The organism is Novosphingobium sp. PhB55 (genome assembly GCF_004368805.1).
Lineage (GTDB): Bacteria > Pseudomonadota > Alphaproteobacteria > Sphingomonadales > Sphingomonadaceae > Novosphingobium.
The window spans coordinates 529478-552422 of the sequence record NZ_SODQ01000004.1 but is presented as its reverse complement, the minus strand read 5'-3'; the positions used below and the strand labels follow the sequence as shown (position 1 = coordinate 552422).

At 62.9% G+C, this 22945-nt stretch carries 18 protein-coding genes; 9 read left to right on the top strand and 9 right to left on the bottom strand.

The annotated features are described in order from the left end of the window. Positions 1-18 precede the first annotated feature (18 nt). Positions 19-2394: a TonB-dependent receptor gene (locus tag EDF57_RS12560; RefSeq protein ID WP_134094515.1), complete on the bottom strand. Its 2376-nt coding sequence runs from the start codon at positions 2392-2394 to the stop codon at positions 19-21. Positions 2395-2858: 464 nt separating this feature from the next. Further along, entirely contained in the window at positions 2859-4106 is a 1248-nt protein-coding gene (locus tag EDF57_RS12555; RefSeq protein ID WP_134094514.1) for a LysR family transcriptional regulator, read from the bottom strand. Between the two features lie 296 nt (positions 4107-4402). Here EDF57_RS12555 and dctA point away from each other — a divergent pair, with 296 nt between their 5' ends. Both dctA and EDF57_RS12545 read left to right on the top strand, forming a co-directional pair. Next, on the top strand, positions 4403-5716 hold the full coding sequence (gene dctA / locus EDF57_RS12550; RefSeq protein WP_243841040.1) for a C4-dicarboxylate transporter DctA: 1314 nt from the start codon (positions 4403-4405) through the stop codon (positions 5714-5716). A gap of 74 nt (positions 5717-5790) precedes the next feature. Further along, on the top strand, positions 5791-7206 hold the full coding sequence (locus EDF57_RS12545; protein WP_134094513.1) for a carbohydrate porin: 1416 nt from the start codon (positions 5791-5793) through the stop codon (positions 7204-7206). A gap of 117 nt (positions 7207-7323) precedes the next feature. Here EDF57_RS12545 and EDF57_RS12540 read toward each other — a convergent pair whose 3' ends face one another. The 4 genes from EDF57_RS12540 to soxR form a co-directional block, all read right to left on the bottom strand. Beyond that, positions 7324-8130, bottom strand: coding sequence for a helix-turn-helix transcriptional regulator (locus tag EDF57_RS12540; RefSeq protein ID WP_134094512.1), 807 nt, complete (start codon positions 8128-8130; stop codon positions 7324-7326). Beyond that, entirely contained in the window at positions 8127-8528 is a 402-nt protein-coding gene (locus EDF57_RS12535) for a hypothetical protein (protein ID WP_134094511.1), read from the bottom strand. The genes EDF57_RS12540 and EDF57_RS12535 overlap by 4 nt, the downstream gene beginning before the upstream one ends. A gap of 30 nt (positions 8529-8558) precedes the next feature. Continuing rightward, positions 8559-9737, bottom strand: coding sequence for an FAD-dependent monooxygenase (locus EDF57_RS12530; RefSeq protein WP_134094510.1), 1179 nt, complete (start codon positions 9735-9737; stop codon positions 8559-8561). Between the two features lie 137 nt (positions 9738-9874). Then, on the bottom strand, positions 9875-10327 hold the full coding sequence (gene soxR / locus EDF57_RS12525; RefSeq protein ID WP_134094509.1) for a redox-sensitive transcriptional activator SoxR: 453 nt from the start codon (positions 10325-10327) through the stop codon (positions 9875-9877). A gap of 191 nt (positions 10328-10518) precedes the next feature. Here soxR and EDF57_RS25495 point away from each other — a divergent pair, with 191 nt between their 5' ends. The 7 genes from EDF57_RS25495 to EDF57_RS12495 all read left to right on the top strand — a co-directional run bounded on the left by EDF57_RS25495 (position 10519) and on the right by EDF57_RS12495 (position 18345). Next, positions 10519-10674 carry a hypothetical protein gene (locus EDF57_RS25495; RefSeq protein ID WP_166675265.1) on the top strand — a complete coding sequence of 52 codons (156 nt, stop codon included), beginning with the start codon at positions 10519-10521 and terminating at the stop codon, positions 10672-10674. After that, positions 10674-11798 (top strand): efflux RND transporter periplasmic adaptor subunit, encoded by a 1125-nt coding sequence (locus EDF57_RS12520; protein WP_134094508.1) that lies wholly within the window; start codon positions 10674-10676, stop codon positions 11796-11798. Before EDF57_RS25495 ends, EDF57_RS12520 begins: the two co-directional genes overlap by 1 nt. Before the next feature lies 1 nt (position 11799). Next, entirely contained in the window at positions 11800-14883 is a 3084-nt protein-coding gene (locus EDF57_RS12515; RefSeq protein ID WP_134094507.1) for an efflux RND transporter permease subunit, read from the top strand. Further along, entirely contained in the window at positions 14876-16312 is a 1437-nt protein-coding gene (locus tag EDF57_RS12510; protein WP_134094506.1) for an efflux transporter outer membrane subunit, read from the top strand. The genes EDF57_RS12515 and EDF57_RS12510 overlap by 8 nt, the downstream gene beginning before the upstream one ends. A gap of 57 nt (positions 16313-16369) precedes the next feature. Further along, the gene (locus EDF57_RS12505; protein ID WP_134094505.1) at positions 16370-16786 is read left to right on the top strand and encodes a DoxX family protein; all 417 of its coding nucleotides are present in this window, start codon (positions 16370-16372) and stop codon (positions 16784-16786) included. Positions 16787-16864: 78 nt separating this feature from the next. Continuing rightward, entirely contained in the window at positions 16865-17449 is a 585-nt protein-coding gene (locus tag EDF57_RS12500) for an RNA polymerase sigma factor (RefSeq protein ID WP_166675264.1), read from the top strand. An 8-nt stretch (positions 17450-17457) separates the two neighbouring features. Continuing rightward, positions 17458-18345 (top strand): FecR domain-containing protein, encoded by an 888-nt coding sequence (locus EDF57_RS12495; protein WP_134094503.1) that lies wholly within the window; start codon positions 17458-17460, stop codon positions 18343-18345. Here EDF57_RS12495 and EDF57_RS25785 read toward each other — a convergent pair. Genes EDF57_RS25785 through EDF57_RS12480 form a run of 3 tightly spaced genes read right to left on the bottom strand, consistent with a single transcriptional unit; the run spans position 18303 to position 22943 of the window. Further along, a complete protein-coding gene (locus tag EDF57_RS25785) occupies positions 18303-21377 on the bottom strand; it encodes a peptidoglycan-binding protein (RefSeq protein WP_134094502.1) in 3075 nt (1024 codons plus the stop codon). The genes EDF57_RS12495 and EDF57_RS25785 overlap by 43 nt on opposite strands. Before the next feature lie 28 nt (positions 21378-21405). Continuing rightward, positions 21406-22545, bottom strand: a complete 1140-nt coding sequence (locus EDF57_RS12485; protein ID WP_132266415.1) for a hypothetical protein — start codon at positions 22543-22545, stop codon at positions 21406-21408. Next, complete coding sequence (locus EDF57_RS12480; RefSeq protein WP_134094501.1) at positions 22542-22943, bottom strand: hypothetical protein; 402 nt, start codon at positions 22941-22943, stop codon at positions 22542-22544. Before EDF57_RS12480 ends, EDF57_RS12485 begins: the two co-directional genes overlap by 4 nt. Positions 22944-22945 lie beyond the last annotated feature (2 nt).

Below are 22945 nucleotides of genomic sequence, written 5' to 3'. Positions count from 1 at the left end.
GACCGTTCTCCCTCTTTCTTAGAAGTTGACGCGCAAGGTTCCGCCGACCTGACGTGGATTGCCGATCTGGGCGGTAATCAGCCCTGTTGCTGCGGTCGTCAGAGTAGTGAGGTAGTTCTTGTCGAGCAGATTGCGGGCCCAGATGGAAAGGTCCCAGCGGCCGTCTTCCAGGCGCACGCCCAGGCGGGCATTAAGCACCCCGTAGCCCGGAATCTTCGAATAGCGCGAATTGGTTTCATCGGTCTTGTAGGAAGACCGGTGATTGAAGTCCGCCCGCAAGTAGAGTTCATCGTCGCTGACGATCCGCACCGGATGCGTCCAGTCGGCCGAGAGCGCGTAAGTGAACTTCGATATGTTCGGCAGTTGCACACCGCTCAGGTCCTGGGTCTGGCTGAGATTCCGGTTTTCCGCAGCCGCCTGCGCGTTGGGGTACTCCTTGTAGGTTGCATCGGTATAGGCGCCGGAAGCCGTCAGTCTGAGCTGTCGGGTAGGCGCGAACGAAAGATCCGCCTCCACCCCGCGCGAACGAACGCCGGGAATGTTGGAGATGTAACGCCGGTAGGAGGTCGTCGTGCCGATCTGCTCGGCAATGGCGGCCTGATAGTCCTGCACTTCGGTCCAGAAGCCTGCAAGATTTGCCGTGATCCTGCGATCCCAGAACTGGGACTTGAGGCCCACTTCGTAGGCATTTACCTTTTCCGGATCGACAATGCCGGAGACTCCGGCAGGAAGCTGGCCAACATTGACCCCGCCGGACTTCACGCCGCGTGCATAGCTGGCGAACGCAAGAATGTCGGGCGCAATCTTGTAGGCGATATTGATCTGGCCGGTAAGCGCGTTGTCGCTGACCTTCCGGAAATAACTGGTGGCCGGATAGAGGGCGTCTCGAAGAGCTTGCGCCGTCGCCTGATCCGCCGCGCTCAGCACGGACAAGTCGTTGCCGGCGACGGCATACTGGTCATAACTGGCCTGCCTGTCCTCGTGTGTGAAGCGCAGGCCCGCCGTCACGCTCAGCGCGTCGGAGGCATGCCATGTCGTTTGCCCGAAGGCGGCATAGCTGTCGGTCTTCGGTTGCGCCGCCGAGTCCGCCTCGAACCCTGTATAGGCATAATTAGCGAGATCCCGCCTCGCGGTGGGATTGTTCCAGGCCGCATAGTCCGATCCCAGCGCATACTGGCTCAGCGCGTGAATGATCTGATGGAAGTAGTAAAGCCCGACGACATAGTCGAGCTTACGCTCTCCTTGCGATGCCAGACGGACTTCCTGGCTGAACTGGCGCTGCCGATTGCCGGTCCCGCCGATCGGATTGATATCGAGTGCGGTGCCGTCCGTGTCATTCTGCGGATACCAGTTCCACTGGCGGTAGGCGGTAATCGAAGTCAGCGTCGCCCAGTCCAGATCGACATCGACTTTGCCCGATGCACCGCCGCTGTTCATATGCGACGTCGTCGGCGCATTGAGGGCAGTGACGCGCGCGTAAGGGTCGCCAAACGCGCCTGGCTGGGCGTAACCGAGCCGGCTCAGGCGATCGATGATGTTGTTGCTGATGGTCGCGCCGTTGTCGTACTTGGTGAAGTACCCGATCCAGGAACTGCCGAAACCCGAGGCCGCCTGCTTGGAATAGTCCCCGATCAGCCTGATCTTCACCCGCTCCGAAGGCAGGAACAGCAATTGCCCGCGAAGCGCGGTGTTCCGGCTGTCGCCTACGCGGCCGCCATTGTAGGCGTTGTCGAAATATCCGTTCTCGAGGGTGCGCGATGCCGTCAACCGCAGCGCCAGCCTGTCGGCCACAAGCGCGGTGCTGCCGCTGGCCCTGAATTGCCGATAGCCGTTCTCTCCGAGCGACACCTCACCGCGAAATTCAGGTTCGAAGCTTGGCTCGCGCGTTGCGATGCTGATCGCGCCCGCCGTTGTGTTCTTGCCGAACAGAGTGCCCTGAGGCCCTCGCAGTACTTCCACATGATCGAGGTCGATGAGGTCGAATTGGGAAGACCCGACGCGCCCGTAATAGACATCGTCGACATAAACGCCGACGCCGATCTCAAGACCATCGTTCTGGGTGGAATTCGAACCGAGCCCTCGAATATTGATGTAGGTGTTTCTTGCATTGGTCCCGCGAATGGCAAGGCTGGGCGTGAGTGTCGAAATCTGGGTGAGGTTGCTAAAACCGGTCGCCACAAGCGCCCGGTCGTCGACGGTGCTGAGGGAGATCGGCACATCCTGCGCACGTTCCTGCCGGCGGCGCGCCGTAACCAGGATTTCGCCATCATCGTGCGGGGCAGCCTCTGCGGCAGGCGACGATGGCGCTTCTTCAGCCGACGCAGGGTCGGCACCAAGCAGCGCAATCGTGGATGCTCCCAGAAGGAACGACGGCAGAATTCGGGCGAGCGACATTACATCCCCTTGAACACTTTGAGGTCGGTGGACGAAACATGCGCGCGTCAAGTCCGCCGGGCGGTCTGCCCGGGCGGCTGTCAGGCCAAAACTGGAAGCGCATGTTTGCGATACAACCTGGCGTCGTCGCCTCGGTCATTGCAGAGCAGCGATAATCAGCCGCCCCACAATGTCCACCTAATAGTTGACAATATACGCGCAACCCAAGTGTTGGTTTTCAGGCCTAAAGCCAGGGTATGGGCCTTGGCCGACACGGCGGTTGCAGGCCACTTCATCGAGGTCGTAGATCGCCGCCATCGGTTCACCAAGTTGCGGATGAACCTGATGACGATGCCAATCCCCTCGCATGCGACTGCGCGCCCACCACCCGACCGCCGCCTATGCCACGAGCGCCACGCCGCGTCGCACATACGGCTCGGCACTGCGCCCGCGCAGAACCAGCAGTGATGGCATGCCGAGCGCCCTCAGGCGTAATGGAACGGATGGCGGCTCGTGGCCCTGCCCTCGCTCCAGTCGCCACATACCTGGCGGAACGTCTCAATGAAGGCGGCCTGCAAGCGCGTCGGGCGCCAATCGGAGCGGGTTGTTATGCCGATCTCGCGACGAAGCGCTGTCCCTGCGTCTGCGATTCGTGTCAGCAGACCTGCCCTGGCTTCTATGAGCATCTGATCGGGCGAAAGGAGCGTGAGCCAGTCGCCCTCAAGCAGCAGGCCGCGGATAACCGCCAGCGATCCGCTTTCGACTCTCAGCTTGGGTGGCTCGATCCCGTGGCTCGCGAACATCCGTTCCCAGCGCAGGCGTCCCGGAGTTCCTGTCTCTGTAACAATCCATGGAAAGTCCTGGAGACGCGCGAAAGAGAACTCCTCGTGTGCGAGCGGATGGTTGGTTCGTCCCACGATGATGGGGCCATCAAGGTACATACCCTCTTGAACGACGTCGGCGATGGGGAGTGGATCGCGCAGCGCGCCGAGCAACACGTCGAGTTCCCCGTGGCGAAGGTTGTTGAGCAGGTCAGGGTAAGACCCTTCGACAACGCGCACTTGCGCATCGACGTTCGCGACCGTGAAACGTGCCAAGGCCTGCGGAAGAAGGACGGCGCGGGAGACGGGCATCGTCCCGATCCGAATGCGGCCGCCTCCCCGCGAACTGAGCCCATTCAATTCATCGATTCCGGCCTCGAGTTCAGCACGGACCAGCCTGACGAACCGAAGGAACCGCCGCGCGGCAGGTGTTGGAACCACCGTTCGCCCTTGCCGCGTCAGAAGCGATACGCCAACGACATCTTCCAGCTCACGCGCCGATCGATGCAGCGCAGCCTGCGAATGCCGGGAACGGCTTGCGGCCAAGGCAAAGCTCCCCGCCTCGTCAACAGCCATCAGCGTCTGCAACTGGCCGAGCGTGATGCGCCTCTCGATGTTGGGGATGGCCGCCAGCCGGGCGCTGCGCCGCAAGCGGAGGCCTCCGCGTTCAAGCAGGGACAGCGCACGCTCGATGCGCACGATCAACAGCTGTCCCGCCTCCGTTGGCTCGATGCCGGATGGCTGACGATCGAGCAAACGATGGCCAAGCTGCTTCTCGATACTCACGATCGCTTGCGTGGCCGCAGGCTGCGAAACGTGAAGTGCCTTGGACGCGGCGCTGATCGTGCCGAGCCGGGCGGCGGCAGCCACCGTTTCCAAATGGCGAAGGTTCAGGCGCATCGGGTCAATCATCAGAACCTCAGCTTTTCTTATACTACGTTCGAAAATCAACGTTGCGGGGAAGCGCAATATCCCGTGTACATGGCGCAACACAAGGGTTGAGGACGTGAACGAATGAATGCCTAACCTTATGGTTAGAAGTGGATAAAGGGCGAAAGATCTCCGCTGGGATTGATCCCAACGATCATTCGATTCTCGCTCTAGCCACTCCAAACGGGTGTTCAGACGTTTCCTGCGAACGCGATTCTTCGCGAATGGCCAAGCCTCAAGCCAGTGGGTCGCCAAACGACAAAGATAAAAGCTGGATGATGAAAACTTTGGAAGAGAAGAAGCCTGCCGGGCGTTTCGGCATATTCGGTCAACTGTGGTTCCAGGTTCTCGCCGGCACCGTTATCGGGATCCTGCTGGGTCACTTCGTGCCGGACGTGGCCGTCGCCATGAAGCCACTCGGCGATGCGTTCATCAAACTGATCAAGATGATGATCGGGCCGATCGTCTTCGTGACCGTGGTGCACGGCATCGGCAGCATGAACGACATGAAGAGCGTCGGCCGCGTCGCTCTGAAATCGATCATCTACTTCGAGGTCGTGACGATCCTCGCGCTGATCATCGGCCTCATCGGAGTCGACCTTTGGCAGCCGGGCGCTGGCATGAACGTGGATGCCGCTTCGATCGACACCGCCTCGATCCAGGGTTATGTCGCCAGCGCGCATGATCAGTCGATTTCCGGTTACCTGATGGCGATCATCCCGGACTCCTTCGCAGGTGCCCTTACGGAAGGCCACGTCCTGCAGGTCCTGCTGATTGCAGTGCTGTTCGGCCTTGCCATGGCAGCCGGAGGCGAACGCTCGAAGCCGATGATGACGGTGATCGACAGTGCCTCGCAAGGCCTGTTCCGCATCATTGGCTATGTCATGTACTTCGCGCCCCTCGGTGCCTTCGGAGCGATCGCCTTTACGGTCGGACAGTTCGGTACGGCATCGCTGCTGTCGCTCGGAGAACTGATCCTGGAGTTCTTCGTGGTCTGCGCCGCTTTCACCGGTATCGTGATGGGCACTATCGCCTGGTGGTGCGGCGTCAGCCTTATGCGCCTGCTCGGCTACATCTGGGACGAAATCGTGATCGTCGCGGCCACCACGTCCACCGAAACGGTTCTGCCGCGCCTGATCGAAAAGCTGAGGGCGCTTGGCTGCGAGGAAAGCGTGGTCGGCTTCGTGGTGCCGGCCGGCTATTCCTTCAATCTCGACGGAACCTGCCTCTATCTCACCACCGTCGCCGTGTTCCTCGCTCAGGCTACCAACACGCATCTTACCTTCTGGCATGAGCTTGGGCTGATCGCGGTCCTGCTGCTGACCTCGAAGGGTGCTGCGGGTGTCGCGGGGGCAGCATTCGTCGTACTGGCCGCCACGTTGAACACCACAGGGACGATCCCGGTCGCCTCGATCGCGCTGATTCTCGGCATCCACCGCATCCTTGCGGAGGGCCTGACCTTCGTGAACCTGGTGGGCAATACGATCGCCACGATCTTCATTGCGAAGTGGGAAGGCAAGCTCGACGAGCACACTTTGGCCACCGCCGTCGGGACCAACGCCGCCCGGCGCCGGTTGGGCATCGCCGCCTAACCGCCCTTCCCACCCGAAGAACACCAAAGACGAATAACCGGCCGCGCAGCGACGCGGCCGGAGAGGAGAGCCTTATGTCCGTTACCCGCGTTCTCGCCATGCTCATGGCAGCGCAAATTCTCCCCGCCGCGGCTCATGCGCAGGACGAGGCTCCCACTGCCCCGGCGGAAGAAGTAGCGCCGTCGGCACCGGCCCAGCCTGACACTTCCAATCCGGCAAAAGCTCTCACCGGTTTCGCGCGTTTCCAGCACGACAACCCCATCGGCAAGACGCTGCGTAATCTCAAGAAGGACGGCGTAGACCTGTCGCTGGACTTCGTGGGAAACATCGCCGGCAATCCGATCGGCGGCAACGATAAGGGCTTTGCAGAATCCCACTGGGTAAGCGGTGCAGCCAATGTAGATCTCGAGAAGGTGCTGGGCTGGTCCGACACCAGACTGCACATCCAAGGCGCCTGGTTCAGCGGCGACAGCCTCGGCCGCGAATATATCGGAAACTCGATCAGTTTCCAGCAGACCTGGCGCCCCGTCTCCGGCCCGCGGCTGACCCAGTTCAACATCGAGCACGACTTCGGCCGCTTGAACGTGATGGCGGGTCGCGCTGCCGTGAACAGCTACTTCAACAACTCCCCGCTCAACTGCGTTTTCATGAGCAATACCTCCTGCCTGACGGCCTACGGCGGCATCAGCGACATCGGGATCACGGCTTTTCCCAACTCATCCTGGGCGGCAAAGGCAAAATATTCCTTCCGCAACGGACCTTACGTTCAACTCGGTGTCTTCGACTACAACAACGCGCTGAATGCCAAGGGCAAGGGCGGCCTCGATCTCTCGCTGGGCCAAGGCACGGGCGCGCTGGTGGCCGGCGAAATCGGCTATGAGAGCGATCCTGCCAAGACGCGGCTTCCGGGACGCTACAAGCTCGGCTTTTACCTCAACACGGACGGCGGACAGAGCCCTTACTACGACGCCAACGGCAACTCGGCCGCGCTAACAGGCCTCGCGCGCACCAGGTTGAGCGGCAACCGCCTTGGTCTCTATGCCATGGTCGACCAGACGGTCGCTCGCGCTCCGGGCAAGAGCAAACGCAACCTCGCCGTGTTCGGCCGCCTCTTCGTGAACACGGGCAATGTCCAGCAGCTCGACTGGTTCGCTTCGGCCGGCCTGGTCAAGACCGGCACGTTCAAGGGCCGCGACAGCGATACGATCGGCTTTATCGTCTCCAACACGCACTTCAGCGACCAGCAGATCGCCTACTTGCGCGATTTGCGCGCGAAGTCCGGCGGACGTGGATCGCCCAGCGCCAACGAGATCATCGCCGAGCTGAATTACGCCATTGCGGCCCTGCCCGGCTTGAGGATCATGCCGAACGTGCAATATGCCATCAACCCGGACCCGATCTACGCAACCAGTCGCAAGACCGACATCCCGGATGCTGTAGTATTTGGCGTGCGGGTCGATCTGAAATTGGCACAGTTTTTCGGGAAATGACACGCAAGTTCGGAATAATCGTCCACTTATCGATGATCGACAACTCCACCAGATCGGCAGCGACTTCGGTCCCATGTCGCACGAAGGTCCATACCATATTTGGCATCGATCACTTGGTCAGCCGATCATGCCAAAATAGCGTGTCGGAGAGCAGCCGAAGGCCCGGCGGAACATGGCGATGAAATTGCTCGGCGTGGCATAGCCAAGGGCGTCGGATACGGCGCCTACCTGCTGCCCTTGTGCCAGCAATTCGAATGCCAGGGACAAGCGCGCCTGCTGCCGCCATTGCTGGAAAGTCATCCCGGTCTCGGCCTGAAAGCACCGACGCGCCGTGCGTTCGGACATTCCCAGTTCGGATACGAGCTGCGCGAAGGGCCTTTCTTCTCCAGGCTGAGCCAGAAGGTGCATCGTCAGCCGCAACAGGCGCGCATCGCTGGGCATAGGCAAATGCAGCGGCTCCAGCGGCGCTGCGCGAATTTCGTCCAACAGCACTGCGGTCAGGCGCTCCTGCTCGGGCGAGAGTACCTCTACCTCGGCAAACCTCATCGCCTTGTGAACCAGGCTGCGCAGAAGATCGTTGGCTGCCATGACGCAGACACGCTCAGGCAATCCACTGCTTGCGGCGGGAGAGATCATCGCCCCCCAGCCGCTGAGCGAACCACTGATACTGACCTCATGCAGTTCGCCAGCAGGAACCCAACCGATGCGGCGGGGCGGAAGCAGCCACGATCCGTCATGCGTTCTGATGCGGACCAGCCCGGACTCCACGCTGAAAAGCTGGCCGCGTGCATGTCCATGCCAACCGAATTCACGCAACTGGATCGCGCTGCCGTCTCCGGGTCGTTCACTGCCCCAGAAGGCAATGACCGGCGGCCCTTCGATCCGATCGGCCAGTTCCGGCAATTGCTTGACGATGTCGGTCATGGGACCGGAGATAACCCGATCTGTTCGAAACGGGTAGCAATCCAGTCCAGCCCCTGATCGAGATCACTGCACGTCAGCGCCGGCACTCCAAACAACTTTTCCGCATCCATGCGGCTGGCGGCCTCCAGGCATTCGGCAGGGACCACGGTGACGAGGCCCACCACGTGCGATCGGATGCGGGCGCCATTGTCCTGCAACCATTTCTTCGCCTCCTTCGCGCTCCCCTGCGGATGAACCAGTGAGGCGGCATCGGTAAAACGGCGCAAGGAGGCAAAGCGCTCTCCGCGATCCAGCCATGTGCCCCAGGCGGCCAGAAAATCGAGGTATTCCTGATTGGTGACGGTGCCGCTCATCGTTGAAATTACAAGCGGCCAACGGCAGAGATCGTGGATGACCATGGTGATGCTCCTTCGAAGCTGGCGGTGGATTCAAGCTGCCGCGGCAAGACGGCTGCCGTCCGCAGAAACAGCGCGTACAGCGTCGATTGCCCGCTCCCGCATCGAGACGGCATAGGCCTCCAGCATCGCGGCGCGGCCTTCGCCCCTGCCCGCTCTTGCCAGACACCCGGACAGATCCGCAGCATCGCACAGCGCCGTGACCATCCCCGAGCCGTTCGCCGGGCTCATGGCATGGATCGCATCGCCCAGCAGCGTCACCCGCTGCGATTGCCATGCTCGATCGGGCCACAGACTGCAGACGGGATGGACGGCCCATTCGGCTGGATCGCCCCGCAGGAACACGGCCTGCAGGGCCGGATCCCAATCCCGAACCAGTTGGCGAACGATCCCGTCTAACTCGCGCGGCGTTCCCGGCAGGGTCTCCACGCCCAGACGCGCACGCGTTCCTGTAAGGGCCCAATGGAAGTATTCCGGCACGTCCGTGATCAGGCAGGCCGGCACGATCTGGGCCGCCAGCCCGGGCATCGGATCGCGGAAGAACATCAGATCGATGATGGCCAGGAAACCATCGGCGACGACGGCGGAACTGCCGGCGCAGATTTCCGGACCGATCGCGCGACAATTGGCAATCGTGGCCGCAGTCCGCCCGTAGATGCAGGCCAGACCGGTATCCTCTGGGACGACGCCGGGAAGCAACTGGCGGCGCACGGCCGATCCGATGCCATCCGCGCCGACCAGCAGCGTACCGCGCTCTCCATGCCCATTTGCGAACCGCGCGGTTACGCCTTCGGCACTCTCCTCATATTCGATCAGCGCGTGGTCGAAGCGGATGTGCTCCTCCAGCCCGGACGCGAGGATTTCACGCATGGTCGGCCCATGCACGCAAATGTCCGCAACCGCATTCCCACGCGTAGTCCAACCGCCGGAAATCGGCCATTGAACTGGCCGCAATCGAGAATCGACAAACCAGGGGCCGGGTTCGGCAAGGCTGGCGGTTCTGTGCACGAGATATAGCAAATCGACCGGCACGCAGCGCGCCAGCGCATCCTGTCCCGTCGCGTCGATCCTCAGACGATGCCCCCGATCGCGCGCGCCAAGGGTTGCATCCTGTTCGAATAGCACAAAGGGCACGCCAATCCGCTTCAGGGCTTGCGCAAGGCAAAGTCCGCCGATGCCGCCACCGATAATGATAACCTTCTGCGTCTCCATAGCCGGTGCTCCCCGAAATCTGCGATGCGGTTTCGATAACCATTCGCAAAAATGAGCGGTAACGCTATAAAGCCAAAATGTAATGATTTTCGGCCAAAATCGGCCAGCCCCCGCTTAACCGATCGGTTTTAGGCCGATCATCGATCCGCCCCGCTCAGCAACCTCGCCCCCGGGCCTTGGAAGCCGAGACTGTCGCCAGGATTTCGAAGCGGGCAGTCCACCAGTGAGAGGCAACCGCAGCCGATACAACTGTCAAGTTGATTGCGCAGTTGGATAAGGCCGGTGATCCGCTCATCCAGCATGGCCCGCCAATCCGCGGTCAGCGTGCCCCATTGCGCCGAAGTAATGGGTGTCTTGGCGAAGCGGTCGAGGTGTTCCTTGATCAGCGAGAGCGGCAGCCCCGCACGCTGGGCAATGCGGATGATCGCCACGCGCCGCAGGATGCGCCGTTCGTAACGCCGCTGATTTCCCTCGGTACGCCACCCCTCGATAAGGCCCTTTCTCTCGTAGAAATGGATCGTGGAAACCGGGACGCCGCTGCGCTGCGCCACTTCGCCCACGGTAAGCGCCTGACTGCCTTCAAGAACCATCTTTACCTCAACAAACGTTCAGGATTTCTAACCCGCCCGCCCAGCGAAGCAACCCAAGAAAAATCGCAATCCCTTATCTTACCGATCGGAAAATTCGATCTTGACCTGAACTATGGTTGAGGTCGTAAGAGACCTGTCGGCTTGCTTCCCCGCAAGCTCCCAATGATGGAAAATCCATCCGAGGAGCCGACATGATCCTGTTCTACGAGCCTTTGAATCCTGCAATCCGGCCGACGCCGAGAAAGCATGCAGCAACCCCGTCGCCGGATGATCGGCTCGATCCGCACTTCAGCAGTTCGCCTTCGCATTGGGTCCGTTCCTCGTCTGGCACCGGCATCGCGCGGTAATGGTGATGGAGGGAGAAACCAAAGCCAGGTCGCGCCCGGCCCAGCTGCGCACGATCGCCATTACCACAGTGGCACTGGGGGCTCTGCTCGGCGCTCTGTTCCTCTGGCGCGCCGAGCGAAACGGCGGAGGCCAGGAATGGCCGCAGCAAGCCGTGCCGGTCGCCGCCGTCGTCGCCACGCCGCGCGATGTGCCGCAGGCGATCGATGCAGTCGGCACCCTGACGGCCGTGCGCGAAGTGACGCTCTCGCCCGAAGTGGCCGGCCGCGTCTCCGCGATCCGGTTCGAGGCAGGGCGCCAGGTTTCCGCAGGAGACCTGATCGTGCAATTGTTCGACGGTCCCGAACAGGCCGACCGCCAGGCCGCGACGGCCAAGGCGCGGTTCTCCCAGCTTCAGTTGACGCGGTCCAAACAGCTAGCGCCCACCGGCGCGGAACCGCGCGAGTTGCTCGAACAGCGCCGCGCCGAACTCGATCAGGGGCTGGCCGCCGTCCGGCAGATCGATGCGCGGCTGGTGCAGAAGCAAGTCCGCGCGCCGTTCGCAGGCCAATTGGGCCTTCGCCGCGTTAACCTGGGGCAGTATCTCAATCCCGGCGATCCGGTCGTCACCTTGACGGCGCTTGACCAGCTCTATGTCGAATTCGCGGTGCCTCAACAGCAATTGGCGCGCCTTGCGCCGGGTTCCAGCGTAGCCGTCTCCAGCGATGCCTTTCCCGGTCGCACTTTCACCGCCCGGGTCAACGCGGTGGAACCGCAGATCGGCAAGGACACCCGCAATGTCACGGTGCAGGCCCTGCTCGCCAATCCGGACCGCGCCCTACGTCCCGGAATGTACGTGAACGCCGCGCTGGCGCTGCCACCCCGTGCCAACGCACTGGTGCTGCCGGCGACCGCGATCCAGACTTCCGCGCAAGGCGACAGCGTGATCGTGGTGCGCGGCAAGGATGCCCGCAAGCGCGGCACGGCCGAGGTCGTGCCGGTCCGCACCGGCACACGCGTCGGCGATGCCGTGGTGGTGACGGACGGCATTCGCCCCGGCGACGTGATCGTCGCTGATGGCCAGCTTCGCGTGCAGCCCGGCGCGCAGGTCACAATCTCGACGCTCGTTCCGCAGGAGGGGCGCTGACATGGGCTTCACCGACATCTTCATACGCCGTCGGATCCTGGCGATCGTCGTCAGCCTGCTGATCCTGCTTGTCGGCCTTAGCTCGGTCTTCGCCCTCCAGATCCGCCAATACCCGCGCATGGAAAGCGCGACGATCACCATCGACACTTCCCTGCCCGGCGCCACGCAGGACGTCATGCAGGGCTTCGTGACGACGCCGATCGCCCAGTCCATCGCCACCGCCAGCGGCATCGAATACCTTACCTCCACGTCGACGCAGGGCCAGAGTCACATTGCCGCCAAGCTGGTGCTCAACGCCGATGCCGATCGCGCGATGACCGAGGTTCTGGCCAAAGTGCAGCAGGTGAAATACCGGCTGCCCGAGGGCGTGACCGATCCCGCGATCGCCAAGATCACCGATGGCGCCTCTGCCATCCAATATATCGCGTTCACCAGCGACCGGCTCTCTGCCTCGCAAATCGCGGACTTCGTGAACCGCGTGGCGCGGCCGCTGATCACCTCCGTGCCGGGGGTCGCTTCGGCAGAGATCAGCGGCGGCGCCCCGCCGGCAATGCGCATCTGGGTCGATCCTGCCAAGCTCAGCGGGCGCGGCCTTACCGCAAGCGACATCGCGGCCGCCTTGCGCGCCAACAATGTGCAGGCCGCTCCCGGCCAGCTCAAGGGCGCCAGCACCGCCATCAACATCACCGCGGGAACCGACCTGCGCGATGTGGAATCCTTCCGCCAGATGGTCATCAAGGGCGGCGATGCCGGGGGCCTCGTGCGCCTGGGCGACGTCGCCACCGTGGAGCTGGGCGCCCAGAACTATGATGCGCGGGCGCTTTCCGCCGGGCACAAGTCCGTCACCGTCGCGATCGCCCCGACGCCGGATGGCAACCCGCTGGATATCGTTGCAGGGGTCAAGGCCTTACTCCCGCAAATGCAGCGCGTCGCCCCGCCGGGGCTGGAAGTGCGCAACCAGTTCGACACCGCCCACTTCGTGGAAGCCTCGATCGACGAAGTTGCGCACACCCTCATCGAAGCCGTGGCCATCGTCATCGTCGTCATCTTCCTGTTCCTGGGTACTTTCCGCGCGGTGATCATTCCCGTCGTCACCATTCCGCTGTCTCTGCTGGGCACTGCGGGACTGATGCTGGCCTTCGGGTTCTCGCTCAATCTGCTGACGCTGCTGGCCATGGTCCTCGCCATCGGCCTGGTCGTGGACGACGCCATCGTCGTGGTCGAAAACATCCATCGCCATATCGAGGAAGGGGCCAGCCCCATCGAGGCGGCCCTGCTGGGCGCGCGGGAGATCGTCGGCCCGGTCATCGCCATGACCATCACTCTGGCAGCCGTCTACGCCCCGATCGGCCTGATGGGGGGCCTGACCGGGGCCCTGTTTCGCGAATTCGCCTTTACCCTGGCGGGTTCGGTGATCGTGTCAGGCGTGATCGCCTTGACGCTCTCGCCGATGATGAGCAGCCGGCTGCTCCATGCCCGGATGGGCGAAGGCCGTCTGGAAAAGGCCCTGGAACGCGTGATGCACGGGTTGACCGGGCGTTATGTAGGGCTGCTCGGCCGCACCTTGACCACGAGGGGCGCGGTACTGATGGCCGGGGTGCTGATCCTGGGCGCCAGCGTGGTCTTCTTCCTGGGTGCCAAGCGCGAACTCGCGCCGCAGGAGGACATGGGCTACGTCTTCGTCCAGACCAAGGCGCCGCAATACGCCAATGTCGATTACACCGCGCGGTACAGTGCGGAAGTCGAAGCGCTGTTCCACAAAGTGCCCGAATATGCCGACAGCTGGTTCGACGTCGGTGGCACCGGCGGCGCCAATATCGGCTTCGGCGGCATCATCATGAAGGAATGGGCAGACCGTACCCGCAATGCGGACCAGATCCAGGCAGAGATCGCCGGATCGACTTCCGCCGTGACCGGGGTCTATGCCACCGCCTTCCAGGACAGTCCGCTCCCGGCAGGCAGCGGCGGATTGCCGGTGCAGATGGTCATTCGCTCGGCAGACGACTTTCCCGAAATCTACCGCACGCTGGAGGCCATCAAGGGCGCCGCCTGGGGCAGCAAGCTCTTCGCCTTCGTCGATGCCGATCTCGCCTTCGACAGCCAGGAGGCCCACGTGTCCATCGACCGCGCCAAAGCAGGCGAACTGGGCGTGAGCATGGCCGAGATCGCAGACACCCTCGCGCTCATGGTGGGCGAGAACTATGTGAACCGCTTCAACTGGCACGACCGGTCCTACGACGTGATCACCCAGGTCCCGCAGGATCGGCGCCTGACGCCCGACAACCTCGGCGCCTTTTACGTGAAGACCGGATCGGGCCGCCTCGTGCCGCTTTCCACCGTCGCCAGCATCACCATCAATCCGCAGCCCAACAAGCTGCCCCAGTTCAACCAGATGAACTCCGCAACCATCTCCGCCGTGCTCATGCCGGGGGTGACGATGGGGCAGGCGGTGGACTTCCTGAAGGCACAGCCGTTGCCCCCGGGCACCACGGTCGATTGGCTCTCGAACAGCCGCCAATACGTGCATGAGGGCAACCAGCTCACGGTCTCCTTCGCCTTCGCCCTCGTCGTGATCTTCCTGGTGCTGGCCGCCCAGTTCGAAAGCTTCTGCGATCCGCTGGTGATCCTCGTCACCGTACCGCTCGCGGTCTCCGGCGCGCTGGTGCCGCTCTATCTCGGGTTCACGACGCTCAACATCTACACGCAGATCGGCCTCGTCACTCTGATCGGGCTGATTTCCAAGCACGGTATCCTGATGGTTTCCTTCGCCAACGAAATGCAGCACACCCACGGCTGGAACCGGGCCGAGGCGATCGCCCACGCCGCCGCCGTGAGAATGAGGCCGATCCTGATGACCACCGCGGCGATGGTCGCCGGGCTCATTCCCCTCCTCTTCGCGGGAGGCGCCGGCGCCGCCAGTCGCTTCGCCATCGGCATCGTGGTGGTCATGGGCATGCTGATCGGCACCCTGTTCACCCTCTTCGTGCTGCCGACAATCTACACCCTTCTCGCCGGCGACCACCGCGCCAAGGCGCAGGCCACATCGCACCACGCGCCTTCAGACGGAGAACCGGCCCATGCGTAAGCGACAGATCGCCAGCGCCCTTGGCGCCCTCTTCACCGCCGCCTGCGCCGCGGGGCCAGACTATCATCGGCCCGCTTCCTCCGCCTCGGCGGAACAGGCATTCGTCACCCGTGCCGAGGGCATAGACCCGGCATCGCCGCTACCGGACGATTGGTGGCATCTCTACAACGACCCCGCACTGGACGACCTCGTCACCCGCGCTTTCTCCGCGAACACCGACCTTCGCGTGGCCTCTGCCAACCTGGCGAAAGCGCGCGCGGTACTCTCCGAAGCGCGCGTCGGGCGCCTGCCCTCCACTTCGCTCTCGGCGGGCGGCGGTTATGGGAACTCCGTTCAGGTCGGCGGCAGCCAGGGTGGCTCCGCCCAGTTCGCCGACGCCCAATGGTCAGGCAATGCCTCGGCATCGATAAGCTGGGAGGCCGACTTGTTCGGCCGCGTCAGCCGCTCCATCGAAGCCGCGCGGGCCGATGCGGAAGCAGTAGAGGCGGCACGCGACGGCGTTCGCGTGCTGGTGGCCGCGGAAACGACCCGCGCCTACCTCAATGCCTGCGCCAATGCTTATGCGGTGGACGTAGCGGGCGATTCCGCCTCCGTCGCGGCCCGCAACCTCGCTCTCGTCACCGCGCAGGAGAAGGCCGGATCGGCGGCGCGTTTCGATGTCGAACGCGCCGCCAGCGCGGCGGCCACCGCACGTGCGGCTATCCCGGAACGCGAAGCCGCGCGCCAAGTGGCCCTGTTCGAACTGGCGGCATTGCTGGGGTCCACACCCGATTCCATCCCGCAGTCAGCGCAAGCCTGCTCCCGCCCGCCATCCCCGGTCCAGGCGCTACCGATCGGAGACGGCGCCGCACTTCTGCGACGGCGTCCCGACTTGCGGGAGGCGGAACGCCGGCTCGCCGCCGACACCGCCCGCATCGGCGTGGCAACGGCGGACCTCTATCCGAAAATCAGTCTCGGCGGCTTTGGTGGCTTCCTGCGTAGCGAGACGGTGAAGGGCAGCGATTCCCTGTCGTTCTCGCTCGGCCCACTCGTCACCTGGAGCTTCCCGAACATCGCGGTCGCCCGCACGCGCGTGCGGCAAGCGAAAGCGCAGGGCGATGTCGCTCTCGCCACGTTCGACGGCCGCGTGCTCACCGCACTCAAGGAAGTGGAGCAGGCCCTAACGCGTGTTGCCCAGGGACAGCGCCGTCTGGAAGCGCTGGCCGACGCGGAAACCAGCGCCGAAAGGGCCTGGATCCTTGCCGATCAACGCTACCGCGCAGGTTCGATATCGCTGCTCGACATGCTCGTGACGCAGACCGCCCTTCTCGACGTCCGATCCGCCCATGTGGCAGCCCTTACCCAAGTGTCTTCCGACCGTGTGGATCTGTTCAAGGTTTTGGGCGGCGGATGGCGGCAAGGCTCCGAACCCGCACAACCCGCGTCGTAAGCGCGCCCACACGCATCACTGCCGGGGCACGCTGCCCACCTACTGAAAGAAATTCGTATGCCTCATGCAATCACTGCGCTGGTGCAGAAACGCTGGTTCGGCCTTTTCGCACGGCTTGTCCTGACTTTCGTGTTCTGGAGTGCCGGCCTTGCCGGCCTGTTCGATTTCCCGGCGAAAGTGGCGGAAATGCGTGCCGTGGGCCTCCTGCCCGCTGAAGCATTCGCCTTCGCCGTGACCGCCGTGCAGCTGGGCGGGTCCCTGCTTGTCCTGAGCGACCGCTGGACCTGGCTTGGCGCCGGCATGCTGGGCGTTTTCCTGGCTCTGACAATCCCGATCGCGCACCCGTTCTGGACGATCGACGACCCGCTGCAGACGCAGGAGTTCTACATCGTGCTTGAACACGTCTCCCTCATTGGCGGACTCATGACCGCGGCATGGGGCGGCAGGGAGGGATCATTTCGAAGGGTTCGGTGAAACGAAGAGCGCGCTTCGCGGTCGCGGGTAGCAACATCTATTATTGCGCATGATTGTCATTAGCATTTGGCTTCGCGAGTGCGCTCCAATTCCGTTTCCCTGTTTCGCCTGCTGGTCGCAGAGCGCTCGGCACTGCTGAGATATCTGCGATCCCTGATCGGCAGTGGCGAAGCGAAAGATGTTGCCCAAGCGCTTTATCTGAAGATCCGGGCGGACGACGATCACCCCCCGATCGCCAACAAGCGCGCGTTTCTCTACCGCGTGGCGCACAATGTAGCGGCAGCCGCCTTCCGGTCGGCCAAAAGCCGGGCGAGCCGCTTTTCCTCGGAAGAAGACATTCTGGCGCAAGCGCCCCTCCCTGCGCCTTCGGCCGAGACCGTCCTGCTGGATCGAGAAGCCCTCGCCCGCCTTACCGCCGCCTTGTCCGAGCTATCGCCTCGCTCCCAGGAGATCGTTCGGATGCACAGGGTCGAAGGTATCCCGACGGGAGACGTGGCTGAGAAACTCGGCATCAGTCGGCAGATGGTCGGGCGTTACGTCGCGCAGGCGATGGTGCATTGCCATGCGCGGATGGAAGACGAAAACTGGATACCCCCGGTTTCGGATCGCAAGGACAATCCGTCAGACAATGGGCACAATGCAGACCGGGGGGCAGAAAAGTGACATCGCCGATGGATCCCACGCCTCCGGCGGAATCGATCATCACTCCCGCCATCCGGGCAGATGCTGCACGCCTGTTTGGAGAGCGCGCGGCCGGGGCGATGACCGGAAAGGATGAGGAAGACCTTTCCGTCTGGCTGAACCAGGATTCCCGGCACGCGCAGGCCTACGCCGAGATGGAACGCATCTGGACGGCAACCGATGCTTCGACCATGCTGCCGGCGCCTGCGACGGATGGTCCGGCGCCGCTGCCGAAGATACGCCCGAGTACAACAGGCGGTATCCGCGCTGTGAAGCAAAAGCCTGCCGCCACGCACCATCGACGGGGGCGAAAGTCTCTGGGACGAACAGCGTTGGCGGCGTGCCTCTTGATGGCCGTGTTCGCCCAATCCGGCACGGTCTTTACGTGCTTGCGCGCAGATGCCGTCACCGGCGTGGGTGAGCAGCGCAATGTCACCCTGCCGGACGGGTCCCAGGCATTTCTCAATACCGACAGCGCCATCCCCATCGACTATGACGCTGGGCGGCAGGTCCGTCTGCTGCGGGGAGAAGCTGCTTTCACTGTCGCCCCGGCCGCCGGCGAACCTTTCGTCGTCGCCCTGGGAGACGGGACGGTTACGGCGCTCGGCACCCGCTTCATCGTCCGCATGGCGAGCGAAGAAACGAGTGTTGCCGTTACCGAGCACAGTGTGCGCGTCCATAACACTGAAACGCCCGAGACCACGGCAGCCTGCGTCGCGACAATGGGTTTGGACTGGATAAACCCATTCAAAGCGTTGCTGCCATTAGAGCGCGAACTGCCACAACTCCGGAGAGCGCTTGATCAGGCCGGAGGCATTGTTGGCATATTGAAAAATCAGGAAATTCCGATTTTCTCTATCATTCGCATGACGGCATGAACCGTCGAAGTGTAACTCGGGCCGGTCGCGTAGCCAGCCCGGGCCACCTCTGCAACAAATGCGAACGGATCGTTGAGATGTTCGAAAGCGCCGGCGTAGCGCTTTGCCGTTGAGAGGAGGCGGCCGTGGTCATCGAACGAGGCTTCGGCGCTGGAATATGCCCGGAACCAATCGCGCACGATGTATTTGAACTGGCCGTTCGGAAGCTCGGTGATGGAAATCACTTCCGGAAACACCGCGTTGCGATGGGGAAGATATTCCACGGTCCGGAGCAATTGACGGGTCTCTTCGGGATCCGACGCATGAGCCTTGATACCGAAGAAATTATACCGGGGCGCCCGTTCGGCCCATCCTGATTCCAGCGCTGCCTGGCCCAGCGTCACGAGCGAAGGCACGCGGTGAATTGCCTCCGAGGCACAGGCGGCGGGCGCAAACATGGTGACGAACTGCTGGGGCGAGAGCTTGTAAGTCCCCACATTTGACGGCACCGGCCCCGGTGTGGACGACGGAGGAAGCGGAAGTGGTTGCGGGCTTTCTCCCAAGGCTTTTGCCAGTGCCGCCTTGGTCGCAGGTCCGACGATGCCATCCACCGTCAACCTCGCGCGCTCCTGGAAACTGCGCACCGCTCGATCTGTATTTGGCCCAAAGGCACCGTCTATGGCCAAGTCGTGGCCAAGCTTCACCAGCGCGCGTTGAAGTGCCGCCACTGCCGGTCCGGCACTGCCTGGGCGCAATGGCGCGCCAAGAAGGAACTCGGCCGTTCCCTTTAGGCGATCGCCTACGGCCGAATTGCCGGCGGACTCGTTGTCGATCATCGTCCGGAAGGCCGGGAGCAAGGCGCTCTCGAAAGCGCCACTCATGCTTTCGTGCGCGTGCCAGCTCGGTTCGATCAGTCCTTCGCCGGCGCTCTCGAATTCGGTATCGTTTTCCCACTCTGAATCGATCCCGGCCGCAACCGCAAGGTCGATGTGGACATGAAGGATCAGCGGATTCGGCCCATGCCAGTTAAGGTTGGTGCCCCGCCCTTTGCTCCTTGAAGGGCTACCGACAAAAATGACATGCCGCCGACCAAACTCCCGGTTGATCGTATCAGCGACGCCAAAGTCATTGTAGATCGCCCGCCAGTTCGCACCCGCTGCCTTGGCGGCGACGTCTACAGCGCGCAGCAGGGCTAGAGCGTCGTCCGCCCGGTAGAAGCCCCGGCCGTCGCGACCGGGAATGAACAAGTCCACCGAATAGCCCCGGTCAACGAAGCCCTGGCTGCCGTGGCGGCGATAGGTCGAAACCGATACGCGCGGTATTCGCCTCTTCAACTCGGCAACGAAGCGCGAAGTAGCAGGCGCAACGGGCGCTAGATTGCTGCCGCCAATCGCGGGATCGGCCGCAAGGGCCACCATGGCCGCCGGAGGCGCGAAGGGTCCGAGCGCAGCAATCCCGCTCGAGCCCCGTGTCTCGAAGCGCATCTGTTGATCCCTGCTGATCTTCCACGCCTGAGTGACCGCAGATTCGGTTACCTTGCCCCCGTACCGTGCTCGCGCGCCTTCAAGAGTGGCAGCATGGTCTGCAATCAACGCAAGTCGTTTGGTCTCCGCATCGACACGGCCCCCGCTACTCCGGCTCCATTCCGTCGCGAGCGCGCGCGAAAAGTCATCGATCGTCGACGAATCCTGGGGGGTCGGTGGCACTGGCGACGGGCCAGGTGGTACCGGCACTGGACCGTTTGGGATGCTGCCGCCAAGCGCCGCGGCGATCGCCGCTTTGGTCTGAGGTCCGACCATCCCGTCGGGGGTAAGCCTGGCGGTCGTTTGAAATCGCCGCACGGCAGCTTCGGTTTGCTGGCCGAAGCGACCGTCAACGTCAATAGGATGGCCTAACGAGCGAAGTGCGCGCTGAAGCGCGTTGACGCCCTCCCCCTGATCGCCATGGCGCAATACGGGACCGAGAAGGAATGCGGCAGCGTCACGCAATCGATCGGTCACGCCGCTGCCTTCGTGGTCAGTCAGCTCCAATGTCTCGAACAACTCGGGGTCGCTAGATTCCTCACCCATCAATTCGGTCGCATGTCGTGAGCCGCAGTGGCAGGGGCCAGCGCGCTCCTCTTCCCATTCGCTCTCATCGGCAGCCAGGCTGCCGAACTCATCGGCGAATTGTTCGTCCCTGACGCCCTTGAAGTCCAGCCAATCGAGTTCCTCGGTTTCGTTCTCATTCTTTGGAGCGATGAATGGCTCTTGCTCCCCGAGCGCTGCCTCGGTCCATTCGGTCGACGTGCCACCCGCCGGGTGCCAGGCGCTTTCGAAAATTTCCGGAGCCTCCGACAATGTCGCCCGCGCCTCGGTCGCGAAGAAGGCATAGCTATCGGCATTGTCGAGCGCTTTGGCCGGCAAGAGGCGAGCATAAGCGGCCTCGTGATGATAGGCCTGATCGCCTATTCCGACGTACCGATGCGCCACCTCGTGAATGACAATCTGCTCCTGCGCATCGCTTGATCGCATGGGGAAGTTGCAATGGTTCGTTCGTGCGTCGAAGCACACGTTGACGTAGCCTCGCCCCCCGAACAGCTGCGTGTCGTACGCGAAGCCGCATACCATGCCATTGGCATCCGCCTTGCATGCGCGGGCCGCGTTGAAGCGTATGCCCCCGACGAATGCCTTGGCGATACGCATAAGGTTCGTCAGTATCTTGCGCAGGTCATCTCGACGGACCGTATGGAAATGATCGAGGAGGAGTTGCCGCGTTGCCGGCGACATGCGGTCGGGCCTGCCATAGGCACTGCCAACGAACGAGGCGGCGTGGCGCAGGGAAGTCAACGAGCGCTCGGCTGCATCGGTCAGCAGAGTCCTTTCTTGCGCGGAGCAATTGTTGAACGAATGGGGCGTGCCGGTTTCATTCTCCAAAAGTGCTTCATCGAAATTGTAAGGCCCCGCCTCCTGCCCGGAGAAGATGTTCTCGCCAGCTTGCCGGTTGCCCGCAGGGACCGGCGCGAATGGCAGCTCGAGGCCGATCGGATCGTAATCGTGCATGACCTTGCTCATCGCCCACCTCCACTGTGGGGCGCCGAATTCAGGAGGCGCCAACCAATTTCCGCACCGGGGCCGTCGTAACAGCCCGCGCGCGCGCCTTCAGATCCTTGCCCGTGGCCGCACTCCACTCCGTGATCACGCGGCGCGCCTGGGTCCCGTAGACTGTCGTTGGTCCCACCGGCTGATCGCGATAGAGAATGTAGGACAACGTGGGGTCCACGATCACGCCGGATTCGATAACGCGCATGACCTTCGACATGCTTTCGGCCATCTCGAACAGCGCTGTCGACTTGCTGTGCGCGGCAAGTCCGACTTTGGCGCCCAGATTGGTCAACCGTCCTGCCGCGCTGGTCGATTGCGCCGCCGTATCGAGTATCACGGGCGAATCGAAGCTGAAGGTGAGATCCACCCATCCGAGCACCGTGGCGGCTGCGAGTTCCTCCCGCGCCAGCAAGCTGCCTTCGCCCTCCCCTTTGCGGCGGGCGCGAAGCATGTACATCAGCGCTTCGGTCAGCCGGAATATGCGATCATCGTCCGACGCATTGACGCCCGAGAAGTTCTTGAGATTGGTGATCGCCTGCCACAGTTCGAACAGAAGCTCCTCGAACAGCCCCACAAAGCCCGTGTTCGCGGCAGTGGCGCGATCGAAGACCGGCGGGCGATTGTCGTCGGCGCCAAATGCCAGATCGAGACCGAACAACCGCCAGTAGGCCCTTCGGCGCGCGCTTTCGCCATCGCTCGATGCCGGCGCGGTCGAAAGCCAGGCGGCAAAGGGATTTTCCGCCCCGAACAGCAGCGCCTCGGTGACATCGAGCCAGCGAAGCGTTTCCCGGCTCGGGATACCCAGTGCCTCGCCCGAGCGGTACTCTCGCACGACCCGTTTCAGAATTTGCACTGCGCGACTATTCTCGAGCGCGAAACTGTAGCCCAGGTGGTCCCAGGCCTGATCGCCGGCAGGCGGAGCGAAAATGCCAAACTGGCCCTGTGCCGCCAGATTGCGCCGAGCCGACGGTGGGAATGTCGGGAACAGGACGGACGTATCCCATGCTGTCCAGACCTGCTCGAAATGAAGCACCAGATCGAGTGGATCGGCCGTCAGAACTGCGGTGCGCACGGAATCGAGCGGCAGCGCCGAGAAGGATGGGTCGGTGTGGATACGCTCCACCAGCTGCGGGATCATGAGCGGCTCCTCCTCTGCTCTAGGGAACTGGGCGGAAAGGTTGGGTGGGTCGCGCGGAACAGGTCGGTGTTGGGCGGACGGCTGAGTTCGCGCTCTATCTTCGCAAGCAGCATGTTGCTTGCATCACTGGCCGGTTTGGGCCGGCCGGTAAGGTCTCCAAGGCGGTCGAAGACGTCGCCGATGCCGTTTTCGATCACGCGCTGAAGAACGGCGGTGCCCGCCACTTGCTCGACGAGTCCGCGCAGGCTTTCGATCTCTCTTTGCAAGTGGGCATCGCGCCGGTTCATGGTGTCTATAATCAGCGCGTCGACCAACGCTTCCTCGCTCGGCGCGCCTTGTTCCGCCTCGCCCGGATCGCTGCCGCGCCCGCCGGTCCTGGACTTTCGGGGTGCTTGCATGT

What these genes read in the sequence shown, in the direction of transcription:
- EDF57_RS12560 (WP_134094515.1), bottom strand. Translation starts at nt 2,394, where the DNA reads ATGTCGCTCGCCCGAATTCTGCCGTCGTTCCTTCTGGGAGCATCCACG.
- EDF57_RS12555 (WP_134094514.1), bottom strand. Translation starts at nt 4,106, where the DNA reads ATGATTGACCCGATGCGCCTGAACCTTCGCCATTTGGAAACGGTGGCT.
- dctA (WP_243841040.1), top strand. Translation starts at nt 4,403, where the DNA reads ATGAAAACTTTGGAAGAGAAGAAGCCTGCCGGGCGTTTCGGCATATTC.
- EDF57_RS12545 (WP_134094513.1), top strand. Translation starts at nt 5,791, where the DNA reads ATGTCCGTTACCCGCGTTCTCGCCATGCTCATGGCAGCGCAAATTCTC.
- EDF57_RS12540 (WP_134094512.1), bottom strand. Translation starts at nt 8,130, where the DNA reads ATGACCGACATCGTCAAGCAATTGCCGGAACTGGCCGATCGGATCGAA.
- EDF57_RS12535 (WP_134094511.1), bottom strand. Translation starts at nt 8,528, where the DNA reads ATGGTCATCCACGATCTCTGCCGTTGGCCGCTTGTAATTTCAACGATG.
- EDF57_RS12530 (WP_134094510.1), bottom strand. Translation starts at nt 9,737, where the DNA reads ATGGAGACGCAGAAGGTTATCATTATCGGTGGCGGCATCGGCGGACTT.
- soxR (WP_134094509.1), bottom strand. Translation starts at nt 10,327, where the DNA reads ATGGTTCTTGAAGGCAGTCAGGCGCTTACCGTGGGCGAAGTGGCGCAG.
- EDF57_RS25495 (WP_166675265.1), top strand. Translation starts at nt 10,519, where the DNA reads ATGATCCTGTTCTACGAGCCTTTGAATCCTGCAATCCGGCCGACGCCG.
- EDF57_RS12520 (WP_134094508.1), top strand. Translation starts at nt 10,674, where the DNA reads ATGGTGATGGAGGGAGAAACCAAAGCCAGGTCGCGCCCGGCCCAGCTG.
- EDF57_RS12515 (WP_134094507.1), top strand. Translation starts at nt 11,800, where the DNA reads ATGGGCTTCACCGACATCTTCATACGCCGTCGGATCCTGGCGATCGTC.
- EDF57_RS12510 (WP_134094506.1), top strand. Translation starts at nt 14,876, where the DNA reads ATGCGTAAGCGACAGATCGCCAGCGCCCTTGGCGCCCTCTTCACCGCC.
- EDF57_RS12505 (WP_134094505.1), top strand. Translation starts at nt 16,370, where the DNA reads ATGCCTCATGCAATCACTGCGCTGGTGCAGAAACGCTGGTTCGGCCTT.
- EDF57_RS12495 (WP_134094503.1), top strand. Translation starts at nt 17,458, where the DNA reads ATGGATCCCACGCCTCCGGCGGAATCGATCATCACTCCCGCCATCCGG.
- EDF57_RS25785 (WP_134094502.1), bottom strand. Translation starts at nt 21,377, where the DNA reads ATGAGCAAGGTCATGCACGATTACGATCCGATCGGCCTCGAGCTGCCA.
- EDF57_RS12485 (WP_132266415.1), bottom strand. Translation starts at nt 22,545, where the DNA reads ATGATCCCGCAGCTGGTGGAGCGTATCCACACCGACCCATCCTTCTCG.
- EDF57_RS12480 (WP_134094501.1), bottom strand. Translation starts at nt 22,943, where the DNA reads ATGCAAGCACCCCGAAAGTCCAGGACCGGCGGGCGCGGCAGCGATCCG.